General features: G+C 72.9%; 16 protein-coding genes. 9 read left to right on the forward strand and 7 right to left on the reverse strand.

From position 1 onward, the window contains the following. Positions 1-235: 235 nt before the first annotated feature. Entirely contained in the window at positions 236-601 is a 366-nt protein-coding gene (locus tag HRF36_RS06270) for a hypothetical protein (protein WP_173208062.1), read from the reverse strand. Positions 602-797: 196 nt separating this feature from the next. On the opposite strand from HRF36_RS06270, the gene HRF36_RS06275 reads away from it, so the two are divergent. The 3 genes from HRF36_RS06275 to HRF36_RS06285 all read left to right on the forward strand — a co-directional run bounded on the left by HRF36_RS06275 (position 798) and on the right by HRF36_RS06285 (position 5,118). Beyond that, entirely contained in the window at positions 798-2,894 is a 2,097-nt protein-coding gene (locus HRF36_RS06275; protein ID WP_173208065.1) for a serine hydrolase, read from the forward strand. Positions 2,895-2,986: 92 nt separating this feature from the next. Next, positions 2,987-4,363: a sensor histidine kinase gene (locus HRF36_RS16235; protein WP_371740050.1), complete on the forward strand. Its 1,377-nt coding sequence runs from the start codon at positions 2,987-2,989 to the stop codon at positions 4,361-4,363. Beyond that, positions 4,360-5,118 (forward strand): response regulator transcription factor, encoded by a 759-nt coding sequence (locus tag HRF36_RS06285; RefSeq protein ID WP_173208071.1) that lies wholly within the window; start codon positions 4,360-4,362, stop codon positions 5,116-5,118. Before HRF36_RS16235 ends, HRF36_RS06285 begins: the two co-directional genes overlap by 4 nt. An 84-nt stretch (positions 5,119-5,202) precedes the next feature. Here the strand turns inward: HRF36_RS06285 and HRF36_RS06290 are convergent, their stop codons facing one another. Further along, positions 5,203-5,514, reverse strand: a complete 312-nt coding sequence (locus HRF36_RS06290) for a hypothetical protein (RefSeq protein WP_173208074.1) — start codon at positions 5,512-5,514, stop codon at positions 5,203-5,205. Between the two features lie 165 nt (positions 5,515-5,679). Between HRF36_RS06290 and HRF36_RS06295 the strand changes: the two genes are divergently transcribed. Together HRF36_RS06295 and rlmC are read left to right on the forward strand one after the other, a co-directional pair. Then, positions 5,680-6,405 (forward strand): sulfite exporter TauE/SafE family protein, encoded by a 726-nt coding sequence (locus HRF36_RS06295; protein WP_173208077.1) that lies wholly within the window; start codon positions 5,680-5,682, stop codon positions 6,403-6,405. Between the two features lie 116 nt (positions 6,406-6,521). After that, complete coding sequence (gene rlmC, locus HRF36_RS06300; protein ID WP_173208080.1) at positions 6,522-7,691, forward strand: 23S rRNA (uracil(747)-C(5))-methyltransferase RlmC; 1,170 nt, start codon at positions 6,522-6,524, stop codon at positions 7,689-7,691. Positions 7,692-7,722: 31 nt separating this feature from the next. On the opposite strand, the gene HRF36_RS06305 is transcribed toward rlmC, so the two are convergent. The 3 genes from HRF36_RS06305 to HRF36_RS06315 form a co-directional block, all read right to left on the reverse strand. Next, on the reverse strand, positions 7,723-10,041 hold the full coding sequence (locus tag HRF36_RS06305; RefSeq protein ID WP_173208083.1) for a transglycosylase domain-containing protein: 2,319 nt from the start codon (positions 10,039-10,041) through the stop codon (positions 7,723-7,725). Positions 10,042-10,199: 158 nt separating this feature from the next. Further along, the gene (locus tag HRF36_RS06310) at positions 10,200-11,018 is read right to left on the reverse strand and encodes a hypothetical protein (RefSeq protein WP_173208086.1); all 819 of its coding nucleotides are present in this window, start codon (positions 11,016-11,018) and stop codon (positions 10,200-10,202) included. A 180-nt stretch (positions 11,019-11,198) separates the two neighbouring features. Continuing rightward, on the reverse strand, positions 11,199-12,560 hold the full coding sequence (locus tag HRF36_RS06315) for an alpha-amylase family glycosyl hydrolase (protein WP_173208089.1): 1,362 nt from the start codon (positions 12,558-12,560) through the stop codon (positions 11,199-11,201). A 317-nt stretch (positions 12,561-12,877) separates the two neighbouring features. Between HRF36_RS06315 and HRF36_RS06320 the strand changes: the two genes are divergently transcribed. After that, a complete protein-coding gene (locus tag HRF36_RS06320; protein ID WP_173208092.1) occupies positions 12,878-13,099 on the forward strand; it encodes a hypothetical protein in 222 nt (73 codons plus the stop codon). 94 nt (positions 13,100-13,193) lie between these two features. Here the strand turns inward: HRF36_RS06320 and HRF36_RS06325 are convergent, their stop codons facing one another. After that, positions 13,194-13,553 (reverse strand): hypothetical protein, encoded by a 360-nt coding sequence (locus HRF36_RS06325; RefSeq protein WP_123519733.1) that lies wholly within the window; start codon positions 13,551-13,553, stop codon positions 13,194-13,196. A gap of 154 nt (positions 13,554-13,707) precedes the next feature. Next, positions 13,708-14,703, reverse strand: coding sequence for an iron-siderophore ABC transporter substrate-binding protein (locus HRF36_RS06330; RefSeq protein ID WP_173208095.1), 996 nt, complete (start codon positions 14,701-14,703; stop codon positions 13,708-13,710). Positions 14,704-14,824: 121 nt separating this feature from the next. Between HRF36_RS06330 and HRF36_RS06335 the strand changes: the two genes are divergently transcribed. Genes HRF36_RS06335 through HRF36_RS06345 form a run of 3 tightly spaced genes read left to right on the forward strand, consistent with a single transcriptional unit; the run spans position 14,825 to position 17,741 of the window. Beyond that, entirely contained in the window at positions 14,825-15,886 is a 1,062-nt protein-coding gene (locus HRF36_RS06335; RefSeq protein ID WP_173208098.1) for an iron ABC transporter permease, read from the forward strand. Next, positions 15,883-16,947 carry an iron chelate uptake ABC transporter family permease subunit gene (locus HRF36_RS06340; protein ID WP_173208101.1) on the forward strand — a complete coding sequence of 355 codons (1,065 nt, stop codon included), beginning with the start codon at positions 15,883-15,885 and terminating at the stop codon, positions 16,945-16,947. The genes HRF36_RS06335 and HRF36_RS06340 overlap by 4 nt, the downstream gene beginning before the upstream one ends. After that, positions 16,944-17,741: an ABC transporter ATP-binding protein gene (locus HRF36_RS06345; RefSeq protein WP_371740051.1), complete on the forward strand. Its 798-nt coding sequence runs from the start codon at positions 16,944-16,946 to the stop codon at positions 17,739-17,741. Before HRF36_RS06340 ends, HRF36_RS06345 begins: the two co-directional genes overlap by 4 nt. Positions 17,742-17,744 lie beyond the last annotated feature (3 nt).

Here is a 17,744-nt window from a genome sequence, read left to right on the forward strand (position 1 = left end):
CCTTCAACACCGACGCCGTCCAGGACGAGATGCTCGTCGGCGTCGCGAAGATCACCGCCGCCACGGAATAACACCCGAGGGTCGCACCCCTCGGGGTGTGACCCGGAATCCGGGTCGTCTTCGTGGCGACGCACCGGCCCCGCCCTGCTCGACGGGGTCGGCGATCCCGGTGGACCCCGCCTCGTGCTCACGCACGGGGCGGGGTTTTTCCGTTTCCGCAACGCGCCCCGCGCAGTCAGGAACCCGCGCCAGGCTCGGGAGGCGCGGCGGGCGGCCACGGGTCGGGCTCGGCCGTGCTGCGCGCGATGAGCGAGCGGACGTCGGCGTCGTGCTGCAGCGTCCACGCGACGGCCGAGTTGAGCGACGCGGCCGTGTGCAGCCACGGCCGACGCCCGTCGCCGTCCCGGCAATGGGCGTACACGTCGAACGCGAAACCGCCCGTGACCGGCCGCTGGCGCACGTAGCCGAGCGGAGCCGCCTCGCCCTGCCGGATCAACCAGAGCCCCTGACCGCCCGGGATCGGCGGGATCGCACACGGGTGCTCGGCCGGCGGCTTGTTCAACGCCGCCCGCGCGTTGTCGAACTTCGTCTGCACGCCCATGCCGGTGACCGTAGGCCCGACCACCGACGTCGGCCGGCCCCGCGAGATGTCACGACGTGCCGCTCACCTTTGGACAAGAGCGGCACGTCGTGACATCTCGAGCTGCTGGGGAGGCACCGGCGTACGACGAAAGTCGTAGGGCAGGTCCCGACTCCTGCACCCGGTGTCGCGGCGGCGCGACCGCGAGCGTAGAGACATGATCACGACACCGACCCGAGAAGCCCCTCCGTCCCGCCGGCGCCACCCGCGCCTCCTCGTCCGCAAGACCCTCGCCGCCGCGGCCGTCGTCGCCCTGGGCGTGACACTCGCCGGGTGCGCGACCGGCGCGACGGGAGCGACCGCCGACCCCGCGCCTCCTGCGCCGCCGCAGCACCAGCCCGGCGGGCACTCCCTGACACAGGACGACGTCGACTCGTGGCTCGACGGGGCCGTCGGCTCGGCGTTGCCGACGACCGGCATCCCGGGGGCGACCGTCTCGGTCGTCGCCGACGGCGAGCTGCTGACCGCCCGCGGCTACGGCATGGCCGACACCGGCACCGGTGACGCGCCCGCCGAGGCCGTCGACCCCGACCGCACGCTGTTCCGCGTCGGCTCGGTCTCGAAGGTGGTCTCGGCGACCGCGATCATGCAGCTCGTCGAGAAGGGCGAGCTCGACCTCGACGCCGACGTGCAGCAGTACCTCGACTTCGACCTCGACACCCCGAAGGGCCCCGTCACCCTCCGGCACCTGCTCACCCACACGGCCGGCTTCGAAGAGGTCATCGCGGGCCTGATCGGCACGCCCGGCAGCGAGAAGACCCTGCGCGAGGCCGTCAGCGACGCGCCGCCCGCCCAGGTCTTCGTGCCCGGCACGACCCCGGCGTACTCCAACTACGGAGCCACCCTGGCCGGTTACATCGCCCAGCGTGTCAGCGGCGTCCCCTTCGACGACCTGCTGCAGCAGCAGGTCTTCGACCGCGTCGGCATGACCTCGTCGTCGTTCGCCCAACCGTTGTCCGCCGACCTCGACGCCCGCCTGGCCCACGGCTACCCGGACGACTCGAAGCCCGCCGTCGCCACCGAGGTCGTCAACGCGGCCCCGGCCGGCGCGATGTCGGCGACGGCGACCGACATGGCCCGCTTCATGCTCGCCCACCTCGGCGACCTGCCCGAGGACGAGGCGCTGCTGCACCCCGAGACGCTCGCCGAGATGCACCGACCCGCCCTCGGCGCCGACGACCTCGGCACGCTCGCGGCCGGCCAGCGCATGGACCTCGCCTTCTTCGACGACAGCACCCCCGGGCTGGCCGCCTTCGGTCACGACGGCGACACCCAGGTGTTCCACTCGGCGATGAGGATGTTCCCCGATCACGACGCCGGCATCTTCATCAGCATGAACGGCAGCGGGCGCTCGGCACTGGCCTCGCTCGACCTGCGCACCACGGTGCTGCAGGGGTTCGCCGACCGATACCTGCGTGACTCGGCGACGGAGGCGTCCGCCGACGCCCAGGACGAGTCCGCCGACGCGTCGGACGGCCCCGTGGCCGCCGACCTGGCCGGCACCTACCTCTCGTCGCGCTCTCCCGTCACCAACCCCGGCGCCCTGCTCGCCCTGAGCGGTCAGACGACGATCGCGCCCCGCTCGGACGGCACGGTCGCCGTCACCCCGAAGCCGCTCGGCGTGACCACCGGCGTGTACGAGAAGGTCGGGACCGACCTGTGGCGCGAGGTCGGCGGGGACGCCCTGCTCGCGACGCGGACGGCCGGCACCGACGGGGACGCGACGGTCGAGGCGATCTCGTGGGGCGCCTCCTTCACCATGCTGCGGGCGCAGCCGTGGCAGGCGGCCTCGGCCGTGCTGCCGGGCGTGCTCCTCGCCGTCGTCGTGCTGCTCGCCTCGATGATCGTCTGGCCCGCCACCGCTCTCGCGGGGGTCGGACGCCGACGCCGGGACCTCCGGGCCGGAGTGACGGCCGGGTCGGTCGCCACGACACCGCGTCGCCGCGACCGCACCCTGTTGCTGTCCCGCCTGGGGCAGGCGTCGACGCTGCTGGCCCTCGTCGGCTGGGCGGCCGTCGCCGTGCAGGCCATGTCGTTCGCCGAGGTGTCGGCCGTGACCCTGCGTGTCCTCCAGGGACTGCAGCTGCTCGGAGTGGTCGCGATCGTGCCGGCGGCCCTGGTCGCCTGGCAGGCCGTCCGCGACCGTCGTGGCTGGGCCGTGGTGACCGGACGCGTGCTGGTCGTCGTGTCACTCGTGGTGCTCGCCGGCTTCGCCTTCGGGTTCCGCCTCATCGCGCCGAGCGTGAGCTTCTGATGACTCGTCCCCCGCGCGACCACCGGGCCGACGGTGCACAGCCGTCGTCGGGCCGGGGTCGCGAGGGCCGCGGCACCTGGCATGCTCGGACGGTGACCACGACCCCCGACACCGCGCCCGCCGCGACCATCTCGGCACCGGGCCACGCCTCGGTGGCCTCGGCCGGGCCCGGCGTGGCGACGGTGCGTCGCGTGCTCGAACGACTGGGCGTGCACACGGCACTCGGCCGCGACGTCGCACTCGCGGTCGTCTGGGCGCTCGTGACACTGGCCTTCCTCACGACGCTGGTGGCTGCGGGCGAGTTCTACGGGGCGAACCGCAGCATCCCGGCCGCCCAGGTCGTCGTCGTCGTCGTGCTGGCGCTCGTCCAGCAGGTGCCCCTGGTGATGCGGCGCATCCGACCGGTCACGGCGCTGCTCGCCGTCGCCGTGGTGCAGGCGGGCCTGCTCGCGGTGCTGCCGACCGGCCTCGCCCTCTGGACGGCGGCACCCGTCGTGACGGCCTACACGGTCGCCACGCTCCGACCGACGCGGGTCGTCGTCGGCGCCGTGCTCGCCGCCGTCGGGATCGAGGCCGTCGGCGCCGCCGTCGGAGCCTCGGCGATCGTCAAGGACCAGCTCGGGGCCACCCCCGGGCTCGGCGAACTCGGCGCGGTCGTCGAAGCACTCGCCCTCGTGGCCAGTGCGGTGCTGATCAACGGCGTGAGCGCCGCCGTCGGCTCGTGGGTGGCCCTGCGCCGCGCCCACGACCGCGACGCCCGGGCCCGTGCGGCCGAGAGCGTCGAGCACCAGGCGACGCTCACCCGGGCGGCGGTCGCCGCCGAGCGCACCCGCATGGCCCGCGAGCTGCACGACGTCGCCGCGCACCACCTCACGGGGCTCGTCGTGCAGGCGGGGGCCGCCGAACGCCTCGTCGACGGCGACCCCGAACGCGCGAAGGAGTCCCTGCGCAGCGTCCGCGCCCAGGGCCGCGAGACCCTCGACGCGCTGCGCTCCATCGTGGGCATCCTCCGAGAGACCGGCGACGGGCCGAGCGGCACGGTGCCGGTGCCGGGACTCGCTGACGTGAGCGACCTCGTCGACCAGGCCCGCGCCTCCGGGGCCGTCGTCGAGTCGCAGCTCGACGGGACCCTGCCGTCATTGGCCCCGCTCGCCGACGTGACGGCCTACCGCACGGTGCAAGAGGCACTCGTCAACGCCCGCCGACACGCACCGGGGGCGGCGGTCGAGCTGCGCCTGCGTGCCACGGCCGACTCCTTCGTGATCGTCGTCGAGAACGACCTGCCCGTCAGGCGCGACGCGTCTGCGGACGGCGGGTTCGGGCTCGTCGGCATGCGCGAGCGGGCCGACCTGATCGGCGGACGACTCGACACCGGGGCGACGCCCGAGGGGCGGTGGCGGGTGCGGCTCGAGCTGCCCGTCGAGACCGACGCCTCGGCGACCGGGCTCGCCGGCGGGGGTCCGGAGTGATCCGGGTCGTCCTGGTCGACGACCAGGCGATCGTCCGGACCGGCTTCCGGGTCGTGCTCGAGACGGCGGGCGGCATCGAGGTCGTCGGCGAGGCGGCCGGCGGGCGCGAGGCGGTAGAGGTCGTGCGACGCACCCGACCCGACGTCGTCGTGATGGACGTGCGCATGCCCGGGGGCGATGGCATCGAGGCGACGCGCGCGATCGTCGACGCCCGGGTCGGGCCCGGTGGTGCCACCACGCTCGCCGGCGCCACGACGCTCGCCGGCGCCACGACGCTCGCCGGCGACGGCGTCACCGGTGTCGAGCAGGAGGCACGGGTCGGTTCGACGAGTGCCCCTGCCGTCCTCGTCGCCACGACCTTCGACCTCGACGAGTACGTGTTCGGCGCCCTCGAGGCCGGCGCGAGCGGGTTCGTGCTGAAGGACGTCGAGCCGGACGAGTTCGTCGGGGCCGTCCGAGCACTGGCCTCGGGTCGGGCGGCGATCGACGGCGCCACCACGCGTCGGGTGATCGCCGAGTTCACCCGACGTCGGCGGGCATCGGCGGTCGAGCCGTCACCCGACGTCCTGACCGAGCGCGAGCGCGAGCTCGTCCGCCTGCTCGGCGAGGGGCTGTCCAACGACGAGATCGGCGAACGCCTGGTGGTCGAGACGAGCACGGTCAAGTCGCACCTCACGCGCATCACCACCAAGCTCGGCACCCGCGACCGACTGCAGACCGTCGTCTGGGCCTACCGCTCGGGCCTGCTGCCCTGAGCCCGTGTCGCACCACCTGCTGAACGTCGCACCACCCATTTAGGCGGTGCGACGTTCAGTCCGTGGTGCGACTCAGGGGCCGAGTCAGGCGACCGGCTCGACCAGCGCGACGTGCTGCGTCGCCACCCGCACGGGCTGGCCGGCGAACGCAGCGGCCCGCGCCTCGGACTGCAGGTAGGCGGCCTCGACCTCGGCGAACCGTGCGGCGTCGCCGGGCGTGCTGACGGCCCAGACGAACTGGTTCGCGTCACGGTCCGCATAGGCGAACTCGATCGCGAAACCCTCGGACAGGCGAGCCGGGATCAACGTCGAGGTGAACCACGCGACGAAGTCGTCGAGCACCCCCTCGACGAGCTCGTAGCGGCGCAGCTGGACGATCTTCGACGAGTCGGTCATGCCGCCACCCTACTGACGCCGCGCCCCTGCCCAGCCCCAGCCCCAGCCCCAGCCCCAGCCCCAGCCCCACAGCACCACGAGATGGCCACGGCACCACGACCAGTCCTGGCGCTGTGGCCACCTCCTGGTGCCATGCCGACCCAGCACGCCGGGTAGCGTGGCGGCGTGACACCGCTGACGCTCGCCCTCGCCGCCGCGGCCATCGTGGTCGGTGCGCTCACGCAACGGATGGCGGGCATCGGCTTCGCGCTCACCGCCGCGCCCCTGCTCGTCGTCGTGCTCGGCCCCGAGGCCGGCGTCTCGGTCGGCAACGCCCTCGCCGCCGTGTTGGCGCTGGTGGTGCTGGCGAGCACCTGGCGGACGGTGCGGTGGCGGACGGCGGCCCTGCTCGTCCTGCCCGCGCTCGTGACGATCCCGATCGGGGCGTGGGTCGTGCGGACCGCCCCGACCGGCCCGCTGACCGTCGCCGTGGGCGCCCTGGCCCTGATCGGGGTGCTGGTGATGGCGTTCTCGAGCCGCGCGCGCCTCCTGCCCGGCCGGGTCGGTGCCGTCGCCGCCGGGGCTCTCGGCGGCTTCATGAACGTCACCGCCGGCGTCGGCGGCCCTGCGCTCACGGTGCACGCCACGAGCGACCGCTGGCCGAGGGAGGTCTTCGTCGGGACCGGCCAGGTCTTCCTGCTCTCGATCAACCTGACCTCGGTGCTGACGAAGGGCATCCCGCCCGAACCGGTTCCGGTCTGGGCGGGAGCGCTCGGCCTGCTGTTCGTCGGCGCGTTCGTCGGGCACCACCTCAGCAAGGTCGTGCCGGCCCGGGTCGGTCGCGTCCTCGTGCTGACGCTGGCCGCCGTGGGCAGCGCCCTCGCCCTGGTCCGGGGCATCACCCAGCTCTGACCCGGGCCCGCATCCCGCCGAGACGTCACGACGTGCCGCTCGTGTTCGCACGTGAGCGGCACGTCGTGACATCTCGGCGGCTGGAGCCCGCGCCCCTCGCCTAGACTCGGCCCGCCATGCAGTGCGACTACTTCGACGCGGGGCTGTGCCGGTCGTGCACGCTCCTCGACCGCCCTTACCCGGTGCAGGTCGCCGAGAAAGAGGTGCGCGTCCGCGACCTCCTCGGCGAGCGCCACGCCCCTGCGGCCTGGCTGCCGACGATGACCGGCCCCGAGTCGGGGTTCCGCAACAAGGCGAAGATGGTCGTCGGGGGGACGATCGACGAGCCGACGCTCGGCATCCTCGACGGGCGCGGGCAGGGCGTCGACCTGCGGGGGTGCGGGTTGCACACGGCGGGCATCCAGGCCGTGCTGCCGACGCTGGCGGCGTTCGTGACCCGAGCGCGCCTCCTGCCCTACGACGTTCCGAAGCGCCGCGGCGAGGCGAAGTACGTGCACGTGACCGAGTCGCCGACGGGCGAGCTGATGGTGCGCTTCGTGCTGCGCAGCGAGCAGGCGTTGCCGCGACTGCGGGCCGAGTTGCCGTGGCTGCTCGAGATCCTGCCGCAGGTCGTCGTGGTCTCGGTCAACCTGCTGCCCGAGCACAAGGCCGTGCTCGAGGGCACCGACGAGATCGTGCTGACCGAGCGCGAGACGCTCACTATGGGGCTCGGTCGGGTCGACCTGCAGTTGAGGCCCCAGAGCTTCTTCCAGACCAACACCGCGATCGCGGCCGGGCTCTACGCGCAGGCGGCCGAGTGGGTCGACGAGCTCGATCCGGCCTCCGTCTGGGACCTCTACTGCGGCGTCGGGGGGTTCGCCCTGCACGTCGCCCGACCGGGCGACGGCCGGACGAGTCGGCACGGGCACCGCGAGGTCACGGGCATCGAGACCAGCGAGGAGGCGGTGGCCAGCGCCCGGGGCAGCGCCCGACGCGCAGGCCTCGACCACGTGCGATTCGCGGCGGACGACGCCACCCGGTTCGCGACGACCGCGTCGGCGGGGCCCGGCACCGCGCCTCCTGAGCTCGTGATCGTCAATCCGCCCCGACGCGGCATCGGCGCCACGCTGGCCGGGTGGCTCGAGGGGTCGGGCGTCGAGCACGTCGTCTACTCGAGCTGCAACCCCGTCACCCTGGCGAGCGACCTCGACGCCATGCCCTCGTACGACGTGGTCGCGGTGCGCCTGTTCGACATGTTCCCGCAGACGCCCCACCTCGAGGCGATGGCTCTGCTGCACCGCCGCTGAGTCGCGCCCGGCGGTCAGTCGCGCCCGGCGGTCAGTCGTCCTCGCGGCGCTCGTTCTCGACGTCGGGCGCGGGCTGGCCGGGCTGCGTCTGGCCGGGCTGCGTCTGCCCGGGCCGGCCCGCGCCGCCGTCCTCGGCACCCGGCGCGGGGGTCGGCGTGGCCGACGGGGCGGGCGCAGGAGGCGCGGGTCGCGTGACCGCGGACCCTCGCGGAGCCGCGAACTCGCCTCCGCCGTACTGCGCGTTGACCGCCTGCATGACCGGTCGGAACACCCGGTGCCGGGCGGTGTCGGCCGAGCCCTCGGTCAGCCGGTTGCCGCGCATGCTGATCTCGCCCTGCACGTTGCCGACCCAGACGGCGGTGGCGACCTCGGTGGTCGAGCCGACCATCCAGGTGTCCTTCGAGTTGTCGGTGGTGCCGGTCTTCCCCAGGACGTCCACTCCGTCGCCGGGGTTCGACGCGGTGCCGGTACCGCCCGAGGCCATGACCGACTCGAGCGCCAGGGTGGCACCACGGGCGGCCTCCTGCTGCACGGCCTGTCGGCAGTCGGCACCCGGCGGGGCGATGGCCGACCCGTCGGGCCGGGTCACGCTGTCGATCGCGATCGGGCGGCAGGCCTGACCGTCGTTCGCGATCGCGGCGAAGGCCGACGCCATCTGCAGTGGGGCGATCGTGTTGCCGCCCGAGCCGAGCACGTCCGACGGCAGGGCGCTCAGGTCGTCGCCGCTCGCCGTCGTCACCCCGAGGTCCGCCGCCGTCCCGGCGATGTCGCACAGGTCGAGCCGGGAGGCCATCGCGATGAAGCCCGTGTTGACCGAGGCACGCGTGGCCTGGAGCGGCGTGAGGTCGCTGCCCGCGCCTCCGGTGTCGTTGCGTACGTTGTAGGTGGGGCCACTGAGCCTGGCGTCGCAGGCGGTGAACGACGACATCGGCCAGGCGCTCCGCGACGCGGGGACGGTGTCGTACAGGCTGTTGCCCTGCTGCAGCCACTCGACCAGCGTGAACGCCTTGTAGGTCGAACCGACCTGGAATCCCGCCGAACCGCCGTGTGCCGTGTCGGCCGAGTAGTTGACCTGGGTGGTGCCCGGCCCGGCGTCGGCGCTGCCGTAGGCCGTGTTCTGGGCCATGGCGACGATGCGGCCGGTGCCGGTCTCGGTCGAGACGACCGAGCCGCCGATGTCGGTGAACGCCGCGGTGGCCGGCACCTGACGCTGCAGCTCGCCGGCCGCGACGTCCTGCAGTCCGAGGTCGAGCGTCGTCACGATCTCGAGCCCGCCGCGGCGCAGCAACTGGCTGCGCTCCTCGCGGGTCTCGCCGAACTCGGTGCTGTTCAGCACCTCCGAGCGGACGTACTCGCAGAAGTAGGCGGCCGAGGCGGGCTGGGCGTTGCCGCACCCGCTGGTCGACGGGGTGATGACGGGCGTCACGGGTGTACCGATCGCGGCCTCGGCCTGCTCGTCCGTCAGCAGGCCGGCATCGCGCATGTTCGCCAGCAACAGGTCGCGACGTTCGGTGTTGGCCGGGATGTTCTCGGGCAGGTCGATGCGCAGCGACTGAGGCGAGTTGACCATGGCGACGAGGCTCGCGGCCTGCTCGGGCGTGACGCCCGCGGCCGGGACGCCGTAGTAGTACCGGGCCGCCGACTCGATGCCGTAGACCGTGCCGCCGTAGTTGGCGATGTTGAGGTAGGCCGTGAGGATCTGCTCCTTGTCGAAACGCTCCTCGACGCCGATCGCCATCTTGATCTCGCGCAACTTGCGTTCGAGGGTCGTGGTCGTGGCCTCTTCGTAGGCGACCTCACCCGCCGCGACGACCTCGGGGTCACCCGACTCGAGTTGTGCCTCGGCCTGCTGGACGAGGACGTTGCGGACGTACTGCATCGTGACGGTGGACGCCCCGCTCTCGATGTCGCCCCCGCTGAGGTTCTGGAACACGGCTCGCACGGCGGCGAACGAGTCGACCCCGTTGTGCTCGTAGAAGCGGGGGTCCTCCGTCGCGACGACGGCGTCCTTCACGCTCTGCGCGATGGCGTCGGGGCCGACCTCCTCGCGGTTCTGCGAGAAGAACTCGGCGACCTTCACGGGCTGCCCGTCGCGCGTCGCGTAGATCGTGCTGGTCTGGGCCTGGTCGCCGATCTCGAGCGCCTCGGGGATCGTGTTGAACGCCTGCACCCCGAAGCTCGCGGTCGTGCCGGCCACGGCGATCACGGGTGTGACGAGGATCGTGACGAGCACACCGGCCAGCACGGTCAGGCCCGTCATCGCGGCCAGCGCACCGATCACCCCCGCGGGGCCGGAGCGGGTGGTCGTGCTCGGGAAGGTGGCCTCGGGTCGGGCCTCTCGGGTCGCCATCCCCTCCACGGTAGGTCGGCGACCCGGCCGGGCGCGAGGGCCGACCGCCCCCGGGGAGGTCATTCCCAGGCGACAGGTGTCGTTCTCTCAGGCGGTGAGGAGGCGCGGGAGGCACGGCAAGCGTGGGAGGCGCGAGGACGCGGGAGGCGCGAGCTACGTCAGAGCACGACGGTGCTGCTACGCCAGCCGAGCGAATCGTCGCCCGTCTGCCACACGACCGTGAGGCCACGACCGGCCCCGCTCGACTCGCCGATCTCGGTCGTGAAGCGTTTCCCCGAGCCGGCCGACACGGCCGCGATCGAGGGCAGCTGCTCCCCGTCGAGGAAGACCCAGAGCGTGTCGGGGTAGCCGACGACGCTCGGCTCGGTCTGGTCCTGGCTCTGCGGGCTCGCGAACGAGATCGACGCGGGGGCCGTCGTGTCGTAGGCCGCGCCTCCTGCGGTCTGGTCCTCGGCGCCGGCGGCGGGGTTGATCCACTCGTAGAGGGAGTCGCCGGTCGGCGGCACGCCGGCGTCGTCCACCCGCAGACCGTCGGCGGTCTCGCGCACGACCCAGGCGTCGGCCAGCTCGTCGGTGGTGGCGCTCACCAGGGTGAACGCCCCCTCGGGCCCCTCGGCGGAGACCAGCGGGGCGTCGCGGAGGACCGCCGCCTCGTCGGGCGTGACCGTGCCGTCCGTAGCCGAGGTCGACGCGAAGGTCGACTCCGAGCCGTAGAAGTCCTGGGCCTCGGGGCTCAGCAGGGCCCAGGCCGCCGCGGTGTCGGCATCGGCGATCGCGTCGAGGTAGCGGGTGACGATCGCCTGCTCGGCCGAGGCCGGCGCGGCGTCCACGGGGGCGGTGGTCGCGGTGACGCTCGGTGATCCGGTGCCCGCGGCGGTCGGCGCGGTGACGGCGGGGTCCGACGTGCACCCGGTGGCGGCGACCAGCGCACCGACGGCGAGGGTCGAGGTCATGAGTAGCTCTCGTGTCTTTGCCATGCGTGGCACGGTAGCGAAGGCCTCGGCGGCCTCGTCGCGACTCCCAGGGGATGCCCACGCACGGCGGCCGACCTCGAGCGGGCAGAAGATGCGGCTCGCGTGCGGCGGACGAGCATCTTGTGCCCACTCGTGACCGACACCTCGAGAAGGGGGCCACGACCGCAGGAGGCGCGGGCCGGGTCAGGCGCCCTCGACCACCGCCCAGCCGTGCGGGCCCACCGACAGGACGTCGCCGTCGAGCCCGGCGTCCCGGCCCGCCAGCCATCCGCCCGGGGCGGGGTCGGCCACGCGGAGTTCGTCGTCTCCGAGGTTCAGGGCCACGATCAGCGACTCCCCGGGCGACGAACCGGTCACCTCGAGCACGAGCGACTCGTTCGCGACCGACACGGTGCGGCTGCGGGCGGTGTGCAGCCACGGGTGCCGCCGACGGACGCCGATCAGCTGCTGGTGCAGGGCGAGGACGTCGGGGAGGGCGTCCGGCACGCCGGCCCCCGGGGCGTCGGCAGGCGTGGGCGGGAACGCGGGACGCACGGCGTCGTCGCCGCCGACCCGCGCCTCCTTCACTGCTCGCAGGCCGAACTCGTCGCCGTAGTAGACCGAGGGCGTGCCGCCCAGCGTGAAGAGCAGGGCGAGGGCGTGGTCGTGGTGGCGGTCGTCGCCGATCTGGCTGGCGATGCGCGTGACGTCGTGGTTGCCGACGAAGGTGAGCGGTACGAAATGGTCGAGGAACCCGTCGTGACGCTGCAGAGCCCACTCGAGCTCGAACAGGTTGACCTCGTCCAGGGCGTGCCAGACGCCCTGCCAGAGCTCGTACTGGGTGACGGAGTCGAGGCCCCCGTCGCGGACGGCCGCGACGTAGTCGCCGTGCAGCACCTCGCCGACGACGTACACGTCCGGGTGCCGCTCGCGCAGCGGGGGCAGCACCGTGGCCCAGAACGACGAAGGCACCGAGTAGGCGGCGTCGAGCCGCCACGCGTCGGCGCCGCGGTCGGCCCAGTGGGTCAGGACCTCGGTCACCATGCGGGCCACCTCGGGCGACGAGTGGTCGAGGGCGATGAGCCCGCCGTGCCCCTCGAAGGTCGCGAAACCGTCGCCGTCGCCCGCCTCGTCACGCCGGAAGAGGGCGGCGGAGGGCGAGTCGGGGTCACGACGTGCCTCGACGAGCGCGGGGAACTCGGGCCCGACGTGGTTGAAGACGCCGTCGAGCATCACCTTGACGCCCTTGGCGTGGGCGGCGTCGATCAGGGTGACGAGGTCGGCCTCGGTGCCGAGGCGCGGGTCGACCGTGAACCAGTCGATCGTGTCGTAGCCGTGGGTCGACGACGCGAAGACCGGCCCGAGGGCGAGCCCGTTGGCACCGAGCGCCAGCAGGTGGTCGAGCCACGGCACGAGATCGAGGAGGCGCGGTGCCGGCGAGCGGTCCGCCCCCGTCGTGTCGGCCCCGACGAAGCCCAGGGGGTACACGTGCCACCACACGACGTGCTCGGTCCAGGAGGGACCCGCCAGGGCGGTGCCGGTCGTCGCGGGATCGTGTTCGCTCATTCGCGCCACCCTAGTGACGGGTCGTCGTGAGGTGTCCCCCGAAGGCCACGCGTTCGTCGTCGACACCAGCCGAGAGGCCACAGCTTCCGACCGGAATCGGTATAACCGGGCATGGAACAGGCCGAAGTCTTGCCGACTTGGTCGCCGAACGGAATCCGTCTAGGGCATGAAAGCCTGCCCACCCCACTGACGTATTATCCAGACATTCCGGCGAACGGACATCTACCGAAAAAGTGGGAGAAAACGTGATCACACGACGAACACTGGCCACGAAGGCGACGGCCCCACTCCACAAAGACCGCAAGGAGGAACCGCGCATGACGTACGTCAAGTACTTCGGTTGGTTGATCCCCACGGTGATCGGTGCCGTCATAGCGATCTCGACTTCGATCGATCCCTGGCTGATCGGGGCGGCAGTCGCGGTAGTGATTCTGGTCGTCTACTCAGGTGCCGGAATGGTCACTCAGCGGGGCATGACCCGCGCGGCAACGAAAGCTAAACGACAGTCCCACCACGGCCATGCCCGCTCGGGGCGGTAGAACAGGGCGAGGCGAAAGGCCCCGACGCCGAGACGTTGCGGACTGTCGTCGCGACGAGTTCGGTCCGGCGGCTCATCCCCACAGCGGGCGGGTCTCAGCTCGCCGGGCCGAGCAGGACGGCGAGCAGGGCCGCGGCGCCCCCGACGATGAAGAGCATCGTGCCGGCCTGCATCGTGCGGGTCTTGTTGCGGTCGGCCGTCGGGACGTCGACCTCGAGGATGGGGCAGCCCGACCAGCCGATCAGCCCGACGCTCAGGGCGACGAGCGCGGCACCGACCCAGAACAGCGTCGCGAGCCCGGCCGTGAGCAGGGCGGGACGCCAGCCGGTCGAGAGCAGCAGCCCCAGGGCCACCGCCACGCTGCCGACCGCGGCAACGAACCAGATCGTGCCGGTCCACATGATGCGTTGGACGTTCTTCTCGGGGGTCATCAGGTCGTGCAGCTCGTGGGTCACCAGAACATCTTTCACCTTCTGCAGCGATCCGGCGCACACGGGCACGGCAGAACACGCAGAAACGGGCGGGTTCGGGCGGTGCGGGCGTCCGAAGACGTCCGGACCGCCCGAACCCGCCCGCCCTGCTCGCCGAGCCGCGAGCCGCGAGCCGCGACTACTTCGTGGCGCCCTCGAGGAGCGGCACCAGCTTCTCGAGCGCGTACTGACGCGAGAGTGCCGAGCCGAGCGAGTACGCGGCGGCGACGTCACCGTCGATGACGACGGCGTGGCCGTCCCGGACGGCCGCGAGGGCCTTCCACTGCGGGTCGTCGGTGATCTCGGTCGTGTCGATGTAGATCGGGAACGCCACGATGACGTCCGCGTCGATCTGGTCGAGCTGTTCGCTCGAGATCGACACCGAGAAGCCGCCGGCGTTCGGCTTCAGCGCCGTGATGGCGGGGTTCTGTTCGAAGCCGAGCGCCTCGAGCTGGTCGACGCGCTCACTGTCCTCGACGTAGGCGCCCCAGCCCTCGCTGGTCTTGGTGGCGGCGGTGATCGTCTTGCCCTCCCACTCGGGGTGGGCGGCGGCGACGGCTTCGACGGCCTTCTCGTTCTCGTCGACGAGCTGCTCGCCCTTGGCCTCTTCTCCCAGCGCCTTCGACACGAGCTCCATCTGGTCCTCGAAGTCGGTCAGGTAGCTGTCGCCCCCCTCGGGCACTCCGACGGTCGGGGCGATGCTCGACAGGCGGTCGTAGCGCTCCTGGTCGCCCGAGCTCTTCGTGTCGAGGATCACGTCGGGCTCGAGGGCCGCGATCGCCTCGTACGAGGGCTCCAGGGTGCCGATGATCTCGGGGGCCTGGTCGTAGAGACCCTGCGCCCAGGGGCCGACGCCGTCGTTCTCGTCGCCGAAGGCCAGCCAGTCCGACGCCCCCACGGGCTGCACGCCCAGAGCGAGCGCGGCCTCGGCGTCGCCCCAGCCGAGCGCGACGACGCGCGTCGGCTTCTTCTCGACGGTCACCTCGCCGAACTTCGTGTCGATCGAGACGGGGAACGCGCCCGACCCGCCCGAGGTGCCACCGGCGGCGTCGTCGGTGTCGGTGCCGGCCGAGCAGCCGGCCAGGGCGAGGGTGACGACCGTCAGGGCGGCGGCGATCGAGAGTGTCTTGCGCATGGATTCCTCGGGGCTGTGACGTCGGTGCTGTGACGTGGGGTCGGGCGGAAGGTCGAGTGCGGGGGTCGAGACGGGTGACACCCGGCACGACTCCAAGTGAGGGTAGCCTAAGCTAATCATCATGGCGATGCCCCGAGCGCTCACGGTCGGCCGCGCCCCGCGACCGACGCGAGGCTCCCGGCGCACCCGCACGCGCCTCCTCGCCCTCGTGGGCGCCCTCGCCCTGTTGGCCCTCGCCGTCGTGCTCGGCCTCGCCGTCGGCGCGCGGCCGGTCGCCTTCGACGAGGTGGTGCGCATCCTCTCGGGGGCCTCGAGCCGCGACACCGCCGACGCCACCGCCGTGCTCGACCTCCGCCTGCCGCGCACGGTGGCCGCGATCGTGGCCGGGGCAGGTCTCGGGGTCGCGGGCGCCGTCGTCCAGGCCGTGACACGCAACCCGCTGGCCGACCCGGGCATCCTCGGCGTCACCTCGGGCAGCGCCTTCGCCGTGGCCCTCGCGGTCGGCTTCGCCGGGGTCACCTCGGCGAGCGGCTGGGTCTGGTTCTCGTTCGTCGGCGCGGGCGTCGCCACCGTGGCCGTCGCCCTCATCGGCGGCGCCGGACGAGGAGGCGGTGGCCCTGCCCGCCTGACCCTCGCCGGTCTCGCGCTCGGGTCGGTGCTCGCGGGCATCACCTCGTCGATCGTGCTGGCCGACCCCCGTCGGTTCGACGCCGTCCGCGCCTGGGAGGTCGGGTCGCTCGCCGACCGCGGCTGGGAGCCCGTGCTCACCGTGCTGCCCTTCGTCGCGGCCGGGGTCGTCGTCGCCCTGATCGCCTCGCGCCCGCTCGACGCCGTCGCGCTCGGTGACGAGCACGCCGCGTCGGTCGGGGTCTCGGTGCCCGCGGTGCGCGTCGTCTCATTGGTCCTCGTCACCCTGCTGGCAGGAGGCGCGACCGCGGTGGTCGGGCCCGTCGCCTTCGTGGGGCTCATGGTCGCGCACGCCGCACGGGGCGTGGTCGGACCCAGCCAACCGTGGATCACGGCGCTCTCGGCCGTGCTCGGGCCCGTGCTGCTGCTGCTCGCAGACGTTCTCGGCCGCGTGGTCGCGCCCCCGGGCGAGCTGGCCGCAGGACTCGTCACGGCTGCCATCGGCGCGCCCGTGCTGATCGCCATCGCCCGACGCCGACGGGTGGGTGGCGCGTGACGCGGGCGACCGAGCCGGGCACGCGGACGACGCCGGGGTCCCCGGGTATCGGCCCGCGCCTCCTGCGCTCGTGGCGGTCGGCCGGTGGGCGGCGGCGCACGGCGACACCGGCACTGGTCGTGGTGGCCGTCGTCGTGACGATCGTCTCGCTCGGCATCGGCGACTACCCGCTCAGCCCGGCCGAGGTCGTGCGGGCCCTGTTCGGCGGCGACGGGTTCGCCTCGACCATCGTGCTGAACTGGCGACTGCCCCGGGTGCTCGCGGCCCTGGTCTTCGGAGCGGCGCTGGGCGTCTCGGGCACGATCTTCCAGTCACTGACCCGCAACCCGTTGGGCTCGCCCGACGTGATCGGCTTCTCGACCGGGGCCTACACCGGGGCGATCGTCGTGATCGTCTCGGGCGCGGCCTCGACGATCGGCACGGCGGCCGGCGCCCTGATCGGCGGACTCGTGACGGCGCTGGTCGTCTACCTGCTGGCCTACCGCCGCGGGGTGCACGGGCTGCGGCTGATCATCGTGGGCATCGGCGTCACGGCGCTGTTGCACTCGGTCAACAGCTGGCTGCTGCTGCGTGCGCAGACCGAGGTCGCCCTGACCGCGTCGTTCTGGGGGGCGGGCTCGCTCGCACTGGTCGGCTGGAAACAGCTGGTGCCCGCGCTCGTGCTGCTCGCCGTGCTGACCCCGCTCGTCATGGGTCTGTCCCGTCCGCTGCGACAGCTCGAGCTAGGCGATGACGCCGCCCGGTCGCACGGCCTCCGCGCCGAGCGGTCACGCCTGGCGCTGGTCGTGGTGGGCGTCGCGTTGACCGCCGTGGTGACCGCCAGCACCGGACCGATCGCCTTCGTGGCCCTGGCCGCGCCACAACTGGCCCGACGCCTGGTGCGGTCGGCCGGGGTGCCGCTCGTGGCCGGCGGGCTCGTCGGCGGGGTGCTGCTGCTCGTCGCCGACCTGGTCGCCCAGCACGTGGCCGCCAACCCGGTGCCGGTCGGCCTCGTCACCCTCGTGATCGGCGGCGTCTACCTGATCACGTTGCTCGTCTCGGAATCCCGGAGGTCCGCGTGAACGCCGATGCCACCCGCCCGCCCCGTCTCGTCGCCCGGCAGGCGCATCTCGCCTACGACCGCCGCACGGTCAGCGAGGCCGTCGACGCCGACGTGCGCGACGGCTCGTTCACGGTCATCGTCGGACCGAACGCCTGCGGGAAGTCGACCTTGCTGAGGGCCTTCGCGCGCCTCCTGAAGCCCCGCTCGGGCTCGGTCCTTCTCGACGGACGCGAGCTCGCGGGCGTGCCGGCGAAAGAGGTCGCCCGCATCGTCGGCCTGTTGCCGCAGACCTCGACCGCACCCGACGGCATCACGGTCGCCGAGCTCGTCGCGCGCGGTCGCTACCCGCATCAGGGGCTCTTCCGGCAGTGGACCGGCTCCGACCGCGAGGCCGTCGACGCGGCCCTGGCCGAGACCGACCTCACCGAGCTGGTCGACGTGCCGGTCGACGAGCTGTCGGGTGGGCAACGCCAACGCGTCTGGGTGGCGATGGCCCTCGCTCAGCAGACGCCGGTGCTGCTGCTCGACGAGCCGACGACCTACCTCGACATCGCGCATCAATACGACCTGCTCGACCTGTTCGCGCGGCTGCACGGGCAGGGCACGACCGTGGTCGCCGTGCTGCACGACCTGAACCAGGCGGCACGGTACGCGACCGACCTGATCGTGATGGCCGACGGCGACGTGGTGGCCACGGGCACCCCGACCGAGGTGCTGACCGAACGACTCGTCACCGACGTGTTCGACCTGCCCTGTGTCGTCGTGCCGGACCCCGTGACCGGGTCGCCGATGGTCGTGCCCCGCCGCCGCTGACGG

The organism is Frigoribacterium sp. VKM Ac-2836 (assembly GCF_013248995.1).
In the GTDB taxonomy this organism is placed as follows: Bacteria; Actinomycetota; Actinomycetes; order Actinomycetales; family Microbacteriaceae; genus Frigoribacterium.